We start from the raw sequence: 17,545 nt of genomic DNA, 5'->3' as shown, positions 1-17,545 counted from the left end.
TCTCAACGGACGATGAGCTGCGCCCCCTTCCTTCCCATACTGCCCCAAGCCAATAAATACAAGGCATTGAGGAGCAGGCACATGATCGACATTCGTGGTTTGAGCTACTTCGTTGCAGAGTCTGCAGATCCCGTTCAATGGCAGCGTTACGCCGAAGACGTGCTCGGGATGATGGTCAGCGAAGCACCCGCCGGCGGCTTGTATGTGAAGATGGACGAGCGTCCATATCGCATGCTTGTCGTGCCGGGCGGTGAGTCGCGGTATCTGGCTTCCGGTTGGGAGCTGGCCGGCGAAAAGGCTTTCAACGCCGCCATCGAAGTGCTGGACCAGGCCGACGTCAACTGGCGCCTGGGCACCGCCGAACAGTGCGATCAGCGTGGTGTGCAAGCACTGCTGCACGTCACCGACCCTTCGGGCAATCGCCACGAGTTGAGCTGGGGCCATCGCTCCGATTGCCAGCCGTTTGTCTCACCGCAAGGGGTGCCGGGGTTTGTTACCGGCGATATGGGCCTGGGCCACACCGTGCTGCCTGCGCCGAACTTTGATGCCACCCTGGCGTTTGCCAAGGAAGTGCTCGGCTTCGAGCTGTCGGATATTTTCAACTTCCGCCCCGACCCTTCGGCACCACCGATCCGCATCCACTTTCTGCATTGCAAAAACAGCCGTCACCACAGCCTGGCCCTAGCCGAGTACCCGGTGCCGTCCGGCTGCGTGCATGTGATGGTCGAAGTCGAGTCGATGACCGAAGTGGGCCGCGCCCACGACCGCCGCATCGCCCACGATGTGCCGTTGTCGGCCACCCTCGGCCAGCATCTGAACGATCACATGACCTCGTTTTATATGAAAACCCCTTCAGGTTTCGACCTGGAGTACGGCTATGGCGGCCTGCTGGTGGATTGGCAGGACCACAGCGCTTTTGAATTCACCCGGGTAAGCCTGTGGGGCCACGATTTTTCCGTCGGCCAGCAGCAGTAAGGAGCAACACATGAACAAGCAAATGACAGCGGCCGATGTGGTCGGCCAGTTGCGCGACGGCATGACCATCGGTTTCGGCGGCTGGGGCCCGCGGCGCAAGCCGATGGCGATCGTGCGCGAGATCCTGCGCTCGGACGTCAAGGACCTGACCGTGGTCGCCTACGGCGGCCCCGAGGTCGGCATGCTTTGCGCTGCCGGCAAGGTGAAAAAGCTGATTTTCGGCTTCGCCACCCTCGATGCCATCCCATTGGAAGCCTACTTTCGCAAGGCTCGCGAAGCCGGTGAGCTGGAACTGATGGAACTGGACGAAGGCATGCTGCAATGGGGCCTGCGGGCCGCCGGCATGCGCCTGCCGTTCTTGCCGACGCGTTGTGGTCTGGCCACCGATGTCAGCCGCCTGAACCCCGAAATCAAGCAGGTGCAGTCACCCTATGCCGATGGCGAGGTGTTGCTGGCCATGCCGGCGCTGAATCTGGACATTGCCTTCTTGCATGTCAACGTTGCCGACCGTCTGGGCAATACCCTGGTTACCGGGCCTGATCCGTATTTCGATCATTTGTATGCCCGTGCCGCGAAACAGTGCTTTGTGTCGTGTGAGCGCATTGAGGAGCGCTTGAACCTGGATGCCGCCCAGGCCCGTTTCAACACCTTTGAGCGTTATCTGGTCAGCGGCGTGGTGCATGCACCGTTTGGCGCGCACCCGACTTCGTGCCCGTCCGACTACGGCTGGGACCTGAGCCATTTGAAACGCTACAGCGCCAGCGCTGCCGAAGAAGGCGGCTGGGACAGTTATGTGGCCGAGTTTGTGACCCCGGGCGAAAGCGCCTACCAGGCCAGCAATGGCGGTGCCGATCGACTCAGCGCTTTGCCGCTGCCCGTGTTTTAAGGAGTGTGGACATGACTGCTACTAGCGAATTTACCCTGGCTGAATTATTGATCGTCGCCGCCTGTGAAGCCTGGCGCGGCAACGGCGAAGTGATTGCTTCGGGCCTGGGCGTGATCCCGCGTCTGGGCGCGAGTCTGGCCAAGCTGACCCATAGCCCGGAACTGCTGATGACCGACAGCGAAGCGTTTCTGGTGGAAGAACCGGTGCCGCTGGGGCCGCGCGGCGACTATGTGCCGCGTTATTCAGGCTACCTGTCGTTCGAGCGGGTGTTCGAGTGCGTGTGGGGCGGGCGTCGCCACGCGATGATCGGCCCGACCCAGATCGATCGCTGGGGCCAGACCAACCTGTCGTGCATCGGCGACTATCAAAAGCCGAAAGTGGCGATGCTCGGGGTGCGCGGCTTGCCGGGCAACAGCATCAACCATATCAACTCGTTTTTCGTGCCGTCGCATAACACCCGGGCGTTTGTCGCGGGGGAAGTGGACATGGTTTCGGGTGTCGGCTTCAAACCCGAGCGCTGGGAAGAAGGCATGCGCCGCGACCTGATGGACATCCGCCTGATCGTCACCGACCTGTGTGTGATGGACTTCGGCGGGCCGGACCGGGCCGTGCAGGTGCGTTCCCTGCACCCTGGCGTGAGCTTTGAAGAGGTGCAGGAAAAAACCGGCTTCCCGCTGCTCAAGGCCGCCGACCTCAAGCAGACCGTAGCGCCGACGCCGGAGCAACTGGCGCTGATCCGTCGCCTCGATCCCCATGACTATCGCGCCTCTGCGCTCAAGGGCAACCCGCCCGGCATTCGTCAGGCCTGAAGGCCAGGAGTTCACATGAGCAGCGACAGCGAATTTGTGCAGCGGGCTGATACCGCTGTGTATGAGACCGAGGAGCCGGTGCTCTACGGGGTGGCGGACGGGATTGCCACGCTGACGATGAACCGGCCGACCGTCAATAACGCGCAGAACTCGCAGATGACCTACGCCCTGGACGATGCCTTTCGCCGTGCCGTCAATGACGACGCAGTGAAGGTCATTGTGCTGCGCGGCAATGGCAAGCATTTTTCGGCGGGGCACGATATCGGCACGCCGGGGCGTGATATCAACAAGCAGTTCGATCGTGCCAGCCTGTGGTGGGATCACACCAACAAGCCGGGCGGCGAGTACCTCTATGCCCGCGAGCAGGAGGTGTACCTGGGCATGTGCCGGCGCTGGCGCGAACTGCCCAAGCCGACCATTGCCATGGTGCAGGGCGCGTGCATTGCCGGCGGGTTGATGCTGGCCTGGGTGTGTGACTTGATCGTGGCCAGTGACGATGCGTTTTTTCAGGATCCGGTGGTGCGCATGGGCATTCCGGGGGTGGAGTATTTTGCCCATCCCTATGAATTGAACCCGCGCATTGCCAAGGAATTTCTGTTTACCGGCGATCGCATGAGCGCCGAGCGCGCCTACCAGATGGGTATGGTCAATCGGCTGTTTGCCCGCGACGCACTGGAGGCTGGCACCTATGCGCTGGCGGCGGCCATCGCCAAACAGCCGCGCATGGGCCTGGCCCTGACCAAGCAGGCGATCAATCACGTCGAGGACTTGCAGGGCAAGCGCACGGCGATGGACGCGGTGTTTGCCTGGCATCACTTCGCCCATAGCCATAACGAATTGCTCTCCGGCGACAAGCTGGGCGGCTATGACGCCAAGGCCATGATTGAAGCCAACAAGACGGCTGCGGGAGAGCGTCGATGAGTGACTATCTGCAAACGGCGTTGACCGATGCCCTGGGCTGTCGCTACCCCATTGTGCAAACCGCGATGGGCTGGGTGGCGGATGCCAATCTGGTGATCGCCAGCACCCGCGCCGGGGCTTTCGGATTTCTGGCCGGGGCGACCATTGCGGCGGATCAGCTGGAGGCACAAATCCAGCGGGTGATCGAGGCCACGGGTGGCAGCAATTTCGGCCTCAATTTTCACATGTTCCAGGAAAACGCTGCGCAGTGCGTGGACCTGGCCATCAAGTACCGCCTGCGAGCCGTCAGTTATGGTCGCGGCCCGGACCGTCAGACCATTGAGCGTTTCAAGCAAGCCGGGGTGTTGTGCATTCCCACCGTGGGCGCGCTTAAACACGCGCTCAAGGCCGTGGAACTGGGCGCCGACATGATTACCGTGCAGGGCGGCGAGGGCGGCGGACACACCGGTGGCGTGCCGAGCACCATTTTGCTCCCGCAGGTGCTGGAGGCAGTGCGGGTGCCGGTGATTGCTGCCGGGGGTTACTCCACCGGGCGCGGGCTGGCCGGGGCGCTGGCCACCGGGGCGGCCGGGGTTGCCATGGGCACGCGGTTTTTGATGACCCAGGAATCACCGACCCCACTGGCGACCCTGGAACGTTATGTGAAAGTCACCGACCCGCAGCAGATTCGCGTGACCACCGCAGTGGATGGCATGCGCCACCGCATGATCGAAAACGCTTTTATCAATCGCCTGGAAAAAGCCGGCGCCTTTGGCCGCCTGCGCATTGCCCTGGGCAGCGCCTGGCACTGGAAGCAACAGACCGGCATGAGCCTTGGGCATATGCTCGGTGTATTTGCCAAGTCGGTGAAAGAAGACCCGGGTGCGCTTTCGCAGACGGTGATGGCGGCGAATCAGCCGGTGCTGTTGCAGCGCTCGATGGTGGATGGCGTGCCGGATGAGGGGATTTTGTCGAGCGGGCAGGTGGCCGCCGCGATAGGTGAACTGAAAAGCTGCCAGAGTCTGATCGACGAGATGGTGCAGGAGGCCGAGCGCTGCCTGATAGCGGTGAATGCACGTCATCAGGCCGCGCGCTGTAAGGAGGAGGAACCGGCAGGCATCTGAAACGGCTGGTTATGTTGTAACTGAACTTATCCAGATACAAAACGTGTCCGGTCTGGTCAGTGAAGCGAGGGACCTGATCACTACACTTTTTAATCATTGTGCAGTTCAGGAAGCCGATTTATGTCCCAAGCCTTGCATCGCCATACCCCCTCGCTAACCGCTTATGACCCACGCGGGCTTGCCATCTGTGCGGTGGCCTATCATCGGCGCACTGCGGCGCAGGAACCTGAAGCGCGAATCAGCCGCCAGGTGTTTGGCCCCAGCGGGTTTTTGACCGAGCAGTGGGACCCGCGCCTGGCGGCACTACGTCCACAAGCCGAGCCCGTTGTGCCCAACCAACGCAATCGTCACTCATTGTCAGGACGCTTGTTGCATAGCGACAACGTCGACCGTGGTGTGCGAATAAGCCTGTGCGGGGCCGCGGCACAACTGCGCTTTTGCTGGGATGCCCGCGGCACCCGGCACACCTGTGACTACGACCGCCACGGGCGCCTGAGTGCCGTACACGAGCACAGTGCCGATGCACAGCGAGCCCGTTGCGTTGAGCGCCTGACTTATGCCGACAACAGCCCGCAGCACGCACGGCACAACCGCTGCGGCTGCCTGATCCGCCATGACGACCCGGCAGGGACGCTGTGGTTCGAGGGCTATGATCTGCTGGGGCAGGTGACGAACCAGTCCCGACGCTTCGTGCAGGACGCCGCCCACTCCCCTGACTGGCCCGCGCAGCCTGAACAGCGTGAGCCGCACCTTGAGGCCGAAAACTGGCGCACGCAATGGCGCCATGATGCTACGGGGCAGTTGATTGAGCTGTTTGATGCCCGGGGCAATCAACAGCGCATGCGCCATGACGTGGATGGCTTGTTGGCCTCGGTGCAGGTAAAGCTTGGCAGCGGTCGTGAGTACAGTGTGGTGCAGCAAAGATCCTACAGCGCAAGTGGCCAGCTGCAAGTCGAGCGTGCGGGCAACGGAGTGGTGAGTGTTCTGACCTACAGCCCGCTGGATGATCGTCTGTTGCAACGAACGACCTGGCGCAGCGGCAAACCGGAGCAGCCCCTGCAGGACCAGACTTATGCCTACGACCGGGTCGGCAATGTGCTGAGTTTGCGCGATACCGCACAGCCGGTGCAGTGGTCCGACAACGCCCGGCTCGAAGCGATAAGCATCTATGCCTACGACTCGCTCTACCAGTTGATCGAAGCCAGCGGGCGGGAAAACTCTGGCAATGGTCGCGGGCCGCAATTGCCCGCTGCTGCCGGGTTTGCCAGTGCCAGTGCACAGCGCTTGAGAAATTACCGTCAGACCTTTACCTACGATGCAGGCGGTAACCTTGTTCGCCTGCAACACCTGCCCAGTCACGGTTCGGGGTATACCCGGCAGATCAGTGTGTCGAATCGCAGCAATCACGTGCTAGACGCAAACACCGGGCAGGGCAGCGGCTTCGATGCCAATGGCAACCAGAAGATGCTCGAGCCCGGGCAAGTGCTGAGCTGGACTCTGCGCAATCAATTGCAGCGGGTGACGCAGGTCACGCGTGCAGAGGGTGTCAACGATGATGAAGTCTATGCCTACGATGCCGGTGGGGGCCGGGCGCTTAAAGTCAAACAAGCGAGCGGGCATCGCCTGACCCGGCTAGAGGAGGTGTATTACTTGCCCGGACTCGAAATCCGTCGCAACAGTGCCACGGGCGAGAGGCTGAATGTGCTGACGGTGACCGGGGGGCTCAGCAGTGCGCGCATCATGCAGTGGGAGCAGGGCCGCCCTGACAGCATCGACAATGAACAGCTGCGCTTGAGCCTGTGCGATGCTTTGGGCAGTAGTACCCTGGAGCTGGATGGCGCTGCGCGGCTGCTCAGCCAGGAAAGCTATTACCCCTATGGCGCCACGGCCTGGTGGGCGGCCAAAAATGCCATTGAGGGCAGTTACAAGTTTGTTCGCTACTCGGGCAAGGAGCGTGATGCCAGCGGTCTCTACTACTACGGCTACCGTTATTACGCACCTTGGCTTGCCCGCTGGATCAGCGCCGATCCGGGGGATGATATCGACGGTCTGAACCTGTACGCCATGGCGCGCGGCAACCCCGTCAGCCGGGTTGACGGGCAGGGTTTGCAGAGTACCGAGCTGGTTGCGGACACTGGCATGTTCACCGTGTTCAAAACGGTCGCCACAGGGGTGTCGAGGCTGGTTCGATCGCGTTTGCAGGCCTCCAGTGCTGCGGCAATTCGTGATGGCCTGGCTACCTGGATCAGCAATGCCATCGGGGTTGGGGTCGATCTTGCCCTGTTTGAAGGTCGCCAGCCTGCTCGCGGGCTTAACCATGCCCTTAGAGGGATGGTGGCGTTCCTTGATGCCTTGACCGTGATGCATATGAGCAGCGGACTGTTCGCCCATGTCAGCCGCTGGAGCCCTTTTATCGGCTTTTTTGCCGCAAACGTTGCACACCGGGGATTTGAAATGCGAGGTGTCAGCGAGGGGGGCGGTTCGGATGAAGTTTGGGACCCGGTGGCCCGCATGCGGCTGGCAGGGCATGTACGCGCCTTCAGCCGTGAAATCCTGCAGCAGGCCATGAGCGGTTTTGGCGACAGTGTGTCCTGGGGCCAGACACCGGTGATGTCCAGAGTCCCGCGCACATTGATGGCAGCAGGTGCCTATGGCCTGGCTACGGTACCTGCTGCGGTTTATGGCCAGTTTGTTCCGGGCCTGCTGGCGCCAAATCTGGCGCCCGCCATCGAGGCTTACGATGCCGCTGCCGGAACGTGGATTCGTTCGGGCCATCAAACTGCGCAGTTCGATCGTCACGTTGGTACGCTGCAGATACCGCAAGTTAAAAACACGCTTCATGGAGGGCTGAGCAGGATGTTCAATCAGACGTGGGCTTACTGGGCTGGCGTCGGGATTGAGGCAATTGCCGCGTTTGCTACGGGGTCGTCCATTGAGCTGCAAAGTGCTCGCGCCAGGGCTTGGGTGGGGGCTGCCAAAGGCGTGGTGTCGGCTCTCACGGAGGTGCGCGGGCTGTTGCTGCAAACAGCCAGGAGTGGTTACAGCAGCCTGTTTTCACGCTGGAGAACGACTAAGACTTGATGGGGTAACGTGTTGCGAATGTCACAAATCCCCTGTGGGAGCGAGCAAGCTCGCTCCCACAGAAATGGGTGTTGTTTCAAATTTTGCAGGATGCCCGGCTCAGGACAAAAAGCCACCATCCACATTCAGCGAAACGCCGGTGGTCTAGCTGGACGCATCACTGGCAAGGTACAGCACGGCCCCGGCCATTTCGGCGGGGGCCGCTACGCGCTTGAGTGGGATCTGTTGCAAGGCAGTTTTCAGAATGGCGTCGTTGCTGACCAGCGCCGAGGCAAATTTGGTGTCGGTCAGGCCCGGCAGCAGGGCATTGCAGCGGATGCCAAAGCCTGCGCATTCCTTGGCAAACACTTTGGTCATGTTGATCACTGCGGCCTTGGTTATGGAGTACACGCCCTGGAACACGCCGGGCGAGACACCATTGATCGAGGCTACGTTAATGATGCTGCCGCCGCCGTGTTCGCGCATCAGCTTGCCGGCCTCTACAGACATAAAAAAGTAACCGCGAATGTTCACGTCCACGGTTTTCTGAAAGGCACTGAGGTCGGTGTCCAGCACGTTGCAGAACTGCGGGTTGGTCGCCGCGTTGTTGACCAGAATGTCGAGGCGGCCAAAGTCGGTGCGGATGCGTGCAAAGGTCTGGATGATCTGCTCCATTTCGCCGATATGGCAGGCGATCGCCGTGGCCTTGCCACCCTCGGCGATGATCGCATCGGCCACTGGCTGGCAGCCTTCGAGCTTGCGGCTCGAAACAATCACGTGGGCCCCTTGCTGGGCCAGCAATTTGGCGATGGCTTCACCGATGCCGCGGCTGGCACCGGACACAAAGGCAATTTTGCCATCAAGGTCGAACAGTTGGGTCCTGGACATGCTGATTCCTTGTGATCTCGGGCTTAGAGGCAGGAGCGGCGAATGATGTTGAGGCTCATCTGCTCAAGCAGGGCGTTCATCTGCACAAACTGCGCAAAGCGTTTGTCCGCGGTCTGGCCGTGGTAGTAGCGGTAGTAGATCTGTTGAACGATACCCGCCAGACGAAACAGACCATAGGTGTAGTAGAAGTCGTAGTTGTCTATCTGGATCCCGGAACGTTCGGCGTAGTAATCGACGAATTCGCGGCGGGTCAACATGCCTGGGGCGTTGCTCGGCTGGCGCCGCATCAACTGTACAGGTGCCGGGTCATCGGCTTCGATCCAGTAGGCGAGGGTGTTGCCCAGATCCATCAGCGGATCACCCAGGGTGGTCAGTTCCCAGTCCAGTACACCGATAATCTGCATCGGGTCGCCAGGGTCAAGTATCACGTTATCAAAGCGGTAGTCGTTGTGAACGATGGCCGGGGTCGGGTGGTCGGCCGGCATCTTGGCCTGCAGCCAGTCTTTTACGGCTTGCCAGCGGGGTGCATCCGGGGTCAGGGCCTTTTCATAGCGCTCGCTCCAGCCACTGATCTGGCGCTGCACATAGCCTTGTGGTTTACCCAGGTCACCCAGGCCGCAGGCGTTGTAATCAACGCGATGCAACTCCACCAGTTTGTCGATAAAGCTTTTGCACAAGCTTCGGGTGGCGTCGGGGCCCAATGCCAGTTCTTGCGGCAGATCCGAGCGCAGGATGATGCCCTTGACCCGTTCCATGACATAGAACCCGGAGCCGATCAGGCTTTCGTCGGTGCAGTGGGCATAGGCCTCGGGGCAGTAGGGGAAGACGTGCTTGAGCTGATTGAGGATGCGAAATTCGCGACCCATGTCGTGGGCTGATCTGGCTTTGTGACCAAAGGGCGGCCGACGCAGCACCAACTCTTTGCCCGGGTATTCAATCAGGTAGGTCAGGTTCGAGGCGCCGCCGGGGAACTGGCTGATCGCAGGTGCGCCCACAAGGCCGGGGATATGTGCCTTGAGGTAGGAGTCAATGCGGCTGGCGTCGAGTTCTTCGCCAGGGCGGATGCGGGTGGATGAGTCGGTAAGCGCCATGTTTATCTCTTCTGCTTATATTTGTGGCCTGACAACATTCGCTAATCTAATGGGCAACCCGGGGTGCGACAAGGCAGGCACGGCCTAAATAGGCAGGGGTGTTAATGGGGAATCAGCCTCCTTGATAAGACTGTTTGAGTGAAGCACAGAGCAAAAAAAACCGAAGCGTCGTGGGCTTCGGTTTTTTTGTTGCCTGTGGCTTAAGCCGGGAACAGTTCGCTCAGCTTCATGGCCAGCATCATGTCGCCTTCAGCGCGCAACTTGCCGCCCATAAATGCCTGCATGCCGTCGGTCTCGCCGCTGACGATGCCTTCCAGGGTTTCGCCGTCCATCACCAGAGTCACCTGGGCGTCCGGGTTTTCGCCTTCCTTGAGTTCACAGGTGCTGTCTTTGACGATCAGCGAGAAGTGCTTGTCTTCATCAATGCGGAAACCAAATACCAGGTCCAGGCCTGCAGCAGCGGCTGGGTTGAATTTGGCTTTCATTGCTTGAACGGCATCAGCTACAGAAGTCATGGTTCGATCCTTATATAGGGTGGAGTACGGCGGCCCGAAGGCCGCGGTTGCCGACGCTCAACGATAGGTGATGAGTGACGGCGTCTTCAACAGTTGCAAATGCACATGACTGTTGAAGGAAGCCAGGGTGACCTCGCGGCCATAGAATTTGAGCTGGCTGAGCGAGGTATTGACGATTTGCCAGCCGAGCTTGAAGGCATCGGTGGCCGGAATTTGGGTCAGTATGTGGATCAGCGCCGTAATGGTGCCGGCAGAGGTGAACACGGCAATGTTCTGCTGGCCTTTGGCAAGGTCAAGAAGACGATTGAGTCCGGCCTGGACCCGTTCGACAAAGCCCAGCCAGGTTTCCAGGCCGGGGGTGTCCCAGGTGCCGCTGAGCCAGCGGTCGATGATCAGCTCAAAGATGCGCTGGAACTCGGCCGGATTGTGGGCGGCATTGTTCATCGCCTGCAGTGCTTCGGGCTCGTCCGGGAGCAGGCCGGGAAGCAGGGCCTCAAGCACGGCGAACGCATCGAATTCGTTGAATGAAGCGTCTGTTTCTATGGTTGGAGCAGGCAGGCCGGCGGCACGCAGTTGTGCAAGGGCATGGTGCGCGGTGTCTTGCTGGCGCGAAAGGTCACCGGACAGGCAGCGGTCAAGGCGCAGGCCAAGGTCGGCCAGATGCTGACCGGCAATTTGCGCCTGGTGCACGCCCAGTGGCGACAACTTGTCGTAGTTGTCTGCACCGAAGGAGGCCTGGCCATGTCTGATCAAATAGATGCTGCCCACGTGCGCGTCATTCCTGAGCACTGAAAGTCAGGCGAGGTTAGGAGGATGGCAAGTGGCTGTCAATGAAAAAACATACGCTTGTTTGAATTGCTGCCAATGCCCCTGATCAAGGTGTTTCACGGCTGGCAGGCCCCGGTTGGCGCCGGTATGCTGGTTGTCATTGCGCAGCCCTGACCCGAGGGCTGCAGACGTTTTCAAGGAGAGGCTGTGGAATTTCTTGCCGAGTACGCCAGTTTTCTGGCTAAAACCGTGACCCTGGTGGTTGCCATTGTGGTGGTGCTGGTGACCCTTGCAGCACTGCGTGGCAAGGGCCGTCGCGCTACCGGGCAGTTGCAGGTGGTCAAACTGAATGATTTCTACAAGGGGCTGCGTGAGCGTCTGGAGCAATCGTTGCTGTCCAAGAGCCAGCTTAAGGCACTGCACAAACAGACCGGCAAAGCGGACAAAAAACAGAAAAAACAGCCTGATGACAAACCTCGGGTCTTTGTTTTGGACTTTATCGGTGACATCAAAGCTTCTGCCACTGAAAGCCTGCGTCACGAAATCACTGCGTTGCTGACCCTGGCAAAGCCGACTGATGAAGTGGTCGTGCGCCTGGAAAGCGGTGGCGGCATGGTGCACAGCTATGGCCTGGCGTCGTCGCAATTGGCGCGTATCCGTCAGGCGGGCATCCCGTTGACCATCTGCATCGATAAAGTTGCGGCCAGCGGCGGCTACATGATGGCCTGCATCGGCCAGAAGATCATCAGCGCTCCTTTCGCGATCCTGGGCTCCATCGGTGTGGTGGCGCAGTTGCCCAACGTCAATCGCCTGCTCAAGAAGCACGATATTGACTACGAAGTGCTGACGGCGGGTGAATACAAGCGCACCCTCACCGTATTTGGCGAAAATACCGAAAAAGGTCGTGAGAAGTTTCAACAAGACCTGGATATCACCCACCAGTTGTTCAAGAACTTTGTATCCAAGTACCGCCCGCAACTGGCGATAGATGAAGTGGCTACTGGCGAAGTGTGGTTGGGTGTTGCCGCCGTTGAGAAGCTGCTGGTCGACGAATTGAAAACCAGCGATGAGTATTTGTCCGAACGGGCAGCGAATGCCCAGCTGTATCACTTGCACTATGCCCAGCGCAAAAGTCTGCAGGAGCGCGTGGGCCTGGCGGCCAGCAGTTCGGCCGAGCATGTGGTTGATTCGTTATGGAACCGTTTGACACAATCACGCTTCTGGTAAGTTGACGGGCACGGCGGGTACTTGAAAGTAGCCACTGTGCCCAAGTCTGTTTTTAGTGCGGTAATTAATTATTGTTTAATGCGTATTATTAAATAAAGTAACCCGGTTTATTATCAAGTAATCAACCGACTAACGTTTAGCATCATCTATAAGCTGAAGGCTCGAATTGTCGATCGAGCCCATGCCATGCCAGACGTTATTGAACATCCCTTGTCAGATCCTGAGCGCATCGTTGTTGAACATGCGCGTCGACTGGCAAACATGCCGGTTGAAAACCAGCACCAATCCTATATCCCGCAATTGCTTGCCCCCTGGTTTACCAATGCATCGCCGATGTTGCGTGAAGCCCTCTCCGCCAGTTTCAAACTGGGTCAGGAGGCTCAGCGAGAAGTCTCGAGGGTACTGGAGCGGATACAACCCATTGAGTTGTTCGCCGAGCCGTTGCTCAAGCAAGCTCTGGCAGCCCGTGGCTGGGTAGATGTCGACACCAGGCAGTTCGGTATCAAGCAGGTGCGGCTTTTGAGCAACATGGTGATTTTTGTTGCCCGCCAGCACCTCAGGCTGGTTGATTCGCTGATCCAGTTGGCCTTGCCCGACGTTCTTACTCCTGAATCGCTGGAACTGAACCTGGTATCCAGCATCAGCCATCACAGCCTGTTGCAGGCGGCCTTGCAAAACTATGAAGCTTTCGAGACCGCCGAGGGAGGCTTTGACCAGGGCTCGCTCATCTATGCCGTCAGCGGTACGCAGCAGATCGAGCAGGCGGCACTCAAGCCCGAAGACTTTGCGCGGATCTGTCGTGACTTGAATCTGGGCATGCAGTATCAATGGCATTTGACACGTATTTTTCATCCGGCGGATGACAACTTACAAGCCGATGATGCCAATTCCAAGGCTTACAAGTTGCACTTTTATTTTGCTCAGAACATACGCCAGGAATTTGCCTGTGCCTTGCATATGGCGTATATGAAAGAAGACATAACTGCGCAAACCTATAACTTTGCATCGGGTTTTTTAAGTCCGCCGCAGGCAGAGTCATCTTATGTGCATGCAGGGCATGGCACGTTGCAAATCATGGGTTTTGAAATTCCCGGAATTATTGTTTTATGGCCACATTACCTGTTTCCGGACCAGCCCCAGCCTTGTGTGTTGTATCTGCCGAACAGTCCGAACGGCACATTTCACCAATTTGAATCATTCGACTTGTTAAAAGCCACGCTGCGAGAGTGGTTAAAAAACAGTGAGTTTGCCAACTTTTTCTTTAAATTGGTTCCCCTTCGTTATCGTGCCGAGTTCATGCGCCGCACGGATGTAAAAAACATGACCTGGGATTCGCTGTTGCTGCGTCGTCCGCCGATCATCAATGAACCGGCACTGATGAGCGAGACACTCCACTTGCCCAAGACTGAAGATCCATTTGTGCTGGCCTGGAGCCTGCAACTGGCGCAGATAAAAGATGATGCCCGGTTACTGATCGTTCCCACTGAAGATGAAGACTCAAAAAGCCGCTTGGCGCGCCAGGTATCCTTTCTGAATATCGGGTCCAGTTTGTTGATGGTTGCCTTGGGATTTGTACCTGTATTGGGCGAGATTTTGCTGGCGAGCAGTGTCGTCCAGCTTGGGCTAGAGGTGTATGACGGCATCCAGGCCTGGCAACGGGGAGACCGGGCAGCCGCGTTGGAGCATTTGTTTGATATCGCCCAGAACATCGCCCTGGCTGCCGGCAGTAGTGGCGTCGCCAGGGCCGTGCGGCCTTCGCCGGTCGTGGATGGATTGGTCGCAGTCAAATCAGTCAAAGGCCAAAAACGTCTGTGGCGGCCTGACCTCAGGCTCTACGAAAACCCGACTGTGTCCCTTGACGGCCTTGAGCCCGATGGGCAAGGGCTCTACAGCATAAGCGACAAGCAATTTATCAAGCTGCAAGACAAGGTGTTTCAGGTACGGATTGAAAGTGGGTCGCAGAGGGGGCATATCCAGCACCCCGTTGAATCGCAGGCCTATACCCCGCAAGTCAGGCACAACGGGAGCGGTGGCTGGAGGCTTGAAATCGAGGACCCCCGGCGCATGTCGCCCATGCAGTTGTTCCGTCGTCTGGGGCCTGCGGCCGAGCGTATCTCGCAAACAGCGGCCGAGCATATTCTGGCGGCATCCCATACCGGTGAGGAAGTACTGCGCAGGCTGCACATGGACAATCTGCCACCATCGCCCGCGCTGGCCGACAGCATGCGACGTGTGCAGTTGAGTGAAAGCATCGAGCACTTCATCGGGCAAATGCAGCAAGGCGTGAATGTGTCTTCGGAAAATGCCCGGCTGCAACTGGATTTGTTGACCCGTCTCGATGGCTGGCCGGCGGACCGGGTGTTGCGAATAGTGGACATGCACGGTGCGACGGTGTCGGAGTACGGGCCATCACTGGAGGCTGTGCATCCGCGCCTGCAAATTGTCGAAGCCCAGATCAAGAATGGCGATTTGCTTAAAACTACGCTTGAGTGTTTGTCAGCCGAACAAATCGAGGGGTTGTTGGGGCAGCCGGTCGATGGCCTTGAGCAGCAGGTACAGGTTCTGTCCCGCAAGCTGGGTAGTTTTGCCAGGGACACGAGATCACAATTGTTTTCGCGCCTCTACCAGCAAGGTGAAGTGCTCACGGTACAGATGAGCTACTTGCAAAAACAGTTCCCGAGTTTGCCGGCAGGGGTAATGGCCGAGTTGCTGGAGCATTTGACTCCGGTCGAGGAGGCGACGCTGGACAGCACGGGACGCCTGCCGCTGCATATCCTGGAAGAGGCGCGCAGCTATGCGCAGGTGTTGCGCTTGAACCGGGCGCTTGAAGGGCTTTACTTCGAGACCTTGAGCAATGCTGATAGCAATACGCTTGCATGGCATGCGCTGGTCTTGCTACCAGACTGGCCGGCAAATCAGCGTCTGGTGCTGCGCGACAGAACCACAGGTCAAGTGCTGAGCACTGTCGGTAACCCTAACGCGAGGTACAGTCAGGAGTTTTTTAAAACTGCTGGCGAGTACCAGTTTTATAGCGCCACGGCCGAGAACCTTTACAGCAGCCCTGACCTTATCAAGTGCGTGGCCAACGCGCTGTCGCCATCTGCGCGCATGTCACTGGGGCTGCCCGTTACCGATCCGGCCGTGGTTTTAAGCCAAAAGGTTGCAGATTTTGCGGCAAACAACAGAGCGCAAGGCGCCAGTGCGCTGGGCATGCACCGAATCAAACCCTGGTTCAGGTCACCCATGCGTCTGGCTGCTGGCCGGGTGGGTTATACGCTGAGCGGCCGTGCAGTCCTTGCCGGCAATGAGGCGCGGCCAACGGTGCACAGGGACCTGGTCGCGCAGATTTATCCATTGATGAGCGATGAGCAGGCCAACCAGTTCCTCTACCGTCTGGACCTCTCGCCAGCGATGACAACCCGGGCTCTGGTCAAACTCAAAGCCGATCTTTCTGCTTTGCGCAATGACCTCGACCAGTGGGTAGAGTCGCCGATCTGGAGCCAGCCACGCAATGGCCCACGGGTGCAGGTTTCGCTGCGGGACAAGCGCGCCATCAGTCAGGCCTTGCTCCATGCATGGCGCCGACAGACAGATACGGTACATTTCGCCGAGCACAGCGGTTATGTGCTTGATCTCAAAAGTTGGCCGGTGGATTGCCTGCCGCAGTTATCGACCGATTTTCCACATGTCAGTGCATTGCGCTTAAGCAATTCTCCCAACGGAAAATTTCCCGGCACGTTTCTGGAAAAGTTTTCCAACTTGCGCGCCTTGTCCCTGACAAACAATCAACTGAGCGAGTTACCTGCCGAGATTGCCAGCATGCATGAACTGCTGGACCTGAACCTGCAGGGCAATCAAATTGTGTTGAATGGTCGGACTGCTTCGGTGCTGTCGGCTTTGACCAGGCTCAAGTCCCTGAATCTGACCGGCAATACCCTGGGACGCCGTATCTCGGTGCGTCGCATGGCGGACCTTGAACACCTGAGTTTGCGCTACACCGGTCTGTTGACATGGCCTGAGGGGGTGGAGGCACTTAGCCATTTACAGACCCTTGATCTGCGTAACAACGCGATCAGCCGTATCCCTGTGGAAGTCTTTGCCCCCGACAGAACAGCGATCAACCGCGTTACCCATTTGCATGACAACCCCTTGAGTGCCGACTCTTTGCGCCGCCTGGGCAACTACCGGCGTGAGCACGGTATCAATTTCGGCATTGAGCCAAGACGTCAGCATGTTGTGCAGGCACGCGGGCTTTTTAATTGGGCGCCCCGGCCAACCTTTGAAGAGACCAGCTTGTGGAGCGATCTGCGCGGCAGTCTGCGGTCTGATGATTTCTTTCGCGTGCTGGAAGACCTCGGCGCTTCCGCCCAGTTCTTGCACGGGCGTGAGAGCTTAAGGCAGCGTGTCTGGCAGGTACTCAATGCCATGCATGACTACAGGGAGTTGCGCGAGCAGTTGTTTGAGGTGTCGGCGAATCCGAATACTTGCGCCGATGGCATTCCGATGATTTTTGCGGATCTGGAACTGCGCCACCGGATTTTTATTGCCAAGAGTTCGGCTCATCCTGAAGTGGAGTTGCTTCGCCTGGGTCATGGTCTGTTTCGCATTGAGTTGCTGGACAAACATGTGCAGGGAATTATTGATGCACGAATTGCTGCGGTGCATGCCGAGCAGTCAGGTTTCGTGCAGCAATTGCAGGCTCTGATAGATGATGTGCGCCCGGACTTTGCACCCGAACCCCTGGTGAACATGGCACCTGAGCAGCAGCAGGGTGTGGCGTATCGTTTGGGCACACCGCAAGCGTTACGGCTGGCACAGAGGCTCAGCCCTGCTGATTTGCAGGCACGTATTGACCGGGTCGAGCCTCTGGAAGTGCAGATGTTTTACCAGGTCCGGCTGGCTGATGAGCTTGGTTTGCCGGCGAGGCCCAAGAGCATGATTTTCGAACGAATGGCCAATGTCACTTCCGAGCAACTTGAGACCGCCAAACAGCATGTCATGAGCTGGGATACGCAGGCGGCAAGGACTGCCTATATTGAGCAGCAGGGGTTCTGGGAGGGGTTTCTGGAGAAGAAATACCCGGAGCATTTCAAGGCGGTGGATTCACCGTTGCATGAGCGCATGCAGGTGCTGTATCTGGCGCGGGAGAAACTATCGAGCCAGGATTATGTATCGAAAACACGGGAAGTGGGAGAAAGTCGCCTTCAGGCCAGGCAAGATCTGATCAGCCAGCTGACCAAAGAAGAAATAGAAAAACATCCATTCCAGCAAGCACAACCTTGAGCCTGGGTGGAACGAGACG

At 58.5% G+C, this 17,545-nt stretch carries 12 protein-coding genes; 8 read left to right on the top strand and 4 right to left on the bottom strand.

All coding sequences use genetic code 11. The annotated features are described in order from the left end of the window. Positions 1-81: 81 nt before the first annotated feature. The 6 genes from CJU81_RS13965 to CJU81_RS13940 all read left to right on the top strand — a co-directional run bounded on the left by CJU81_RS13965 (position 82) and on the right by CJU81_RS13940 (position 7,775). Entirely contained in the window at positions 82-975 is an 894-nt protein-coding gene (locus CJU81_RS13965; RefSeq protein ID WP_095037118.1) for a VOC family protein, read from the top strand. A 10-nt stretch (positions 976-985) separates the two neighbouring features. Continuing rightward, complete coding sequence (locus CJU81_RS13960; RefSeq protein WP_095037117.1) at positions 986-1,861, top strand: CoA transferase subunit A; 876 nt, start codon at positions 986-988, stop codon at positions 1,859-1,861. An 11-nt stretch (positions 1,862-1,872) separates the two neighbouring features. Next, positions 1,873-2,670, top strand: a complete 798-nt coding sequence (locus tag CJU81_RS13955) for a CoA-transferase subunit beta (protein ID WP_095037116.1) — start codon at positions 1,873-1,875, stop codon at positions 2,668-2,670. Between the two features lie 15 nt (positions 2,671-2,685). Then, a complete protein-coding gene (locus CJU81_RS13950; RefSeq protein ID WP_095037115.1) occupies positions 2,686-3,591 on the top strand; it encodes an enoyl-CoA hydratase in 906 nt (301 codons plus the stop codon). Next, the gene (locus CJU81_RS13945; RefSeq protein ID WP_095037114.1) at positions 3,588-4,694 is read left to right on the top strand and encodes an NAD(P)H-dependent flavin oxidoreductase; all 1,107 of its coding nucleotides are present in this window, start codon (positions 3,588-3,590) and stop codon (positions 4,692-4,694) included. The genes CJU81_RS13950 and CJU81_RS13945 overlap by 4 nt, the downstream gene beginning before the upstream one ends. Positions 4,695-4,814: 120 nt before the next feature. Beyond that, complete coding sequence (locus tag CJU81_RS13940; RefSeq protein ID WP_095037113.1) at positions 4,815-7,775, top strand: RHS repeat-associated core domain-containing protein; 2,961 nt, start codon at positions 4,815-4,817, stop codon at positions 7,773-7,775. A 144-nt stretch (positions 7,776-7,919) separates the two neighbouring features. Here CJU81_RS13940 and CJU81_RS13935 read toward each other — a convergent pair whose 3' ends face one another. The 4 genes from CJU81_RS13935 to CJU81_RS13920 all read right to left on the bottom strand — a co-directional run bounded on the left by CJU81_RS13935 (position 7,920) and on the right by CJU81_RS13920 (position 11,016). Next, positions 7,920-8,642 (bottom strand): SDR family oxidoreductase, encoded by a 723-nt coding sequence (locus tag CJU81_RS13935; RefSeq protein ID WP_095037112.1) that lies wholly within the window; start codon positions 8,640-8,642, stop codon positions 7,920-7,922. A gap of 23 nt (positions 8,643-8,665) precedes the next feature. Continuing rightward, on the bottom strand, positions 8,666-9,733 hold the full coding sequence (locus CJU81_RS13930) for a phosphotransferase family protein (protein ID WP_095037111.1): 1,068 nt from the start codon (positions 9,731-9,733) through the stop codon (positions 8,666-8,668). Positions 9,734-9,933: 200 nt separating this feature from the next. Continuing rightward, positions 9,934-10,248 carry an SCP2 sterol-binding domain-containing protein gene (locus tag CJU81_RS13925; protein WP_095000408.1) on the bottom strand — a complete coding sequence of 105 codons (315 nt, stop codon included), beginning with the start codon at positions 10,246-10,248 and terminating at the stop codon, positions 9,934-9,936. A gap of 57 nt (positions 10,249-10,305) precedes the next feature. Further along, the gene (locus CJU81_RS13920; protein WP_095037110.1) at positions 10,306-11,016 is read right to left on the bottom strand and encodes a histidine phosphatase family protein; all 711 of its coding nucleotides are present in this window, start codon (positions 11,014-11,016) and stop codon (positions 10,306-10,308) included. A 207-nt stretch (positions 11,017-11,223) separates the two neighbouring features. Here CJU81_RS13920 and sohB point away from each other — a divergent pair, with 207 nt between their 5' ends. Both sohB and CJU81_RS13910 read left to right on the top strand, forming a co-directional pair. Further along, positions 11,224-12,243 (top strand): protease SohB, encoded by a 1,020-nt coding sequence (gene sohB / locus CJU81_RS13915; protein WP_095037109.1) that lies wholly within the window; start codon positions 11,224-11,226, stop codon positions 12,241-12,243. Positions 12,244-12,429: 186 nt separating this feature from the next. Beyond that, positions 12,430-17,526: an NEL-type E3 ubiquitin ligase domain-containing protein gene (locus CJU81_RS13910; RefSeq protein WP_095037108.1), complete on the top strand. Its 5,097-nt coding sequence runs from the start codon at positions 12,430-12,432 to the stop codon at positions 17,524-17,526. Positions 17,527-17,545 lie beyond the last annotated feature (19 nt).

Origin of the sequence: Pseudomonas fragi, from assembly GCF_002269505.1 — a bacterium.
Taxonomy (GTDB): Bacteria; Pseudomonadota; Gammaproteobacteria; order Pseudomonadales; family Pseudomonadaceae; genus Aquipseudomonas; species Aquipseudomonas fragi_D.
The sequence above is the reverse complement of the archived record's forward strand: the minus strand, read 5'-3'. Positions and strand labels throughout refer to the sequence as shown.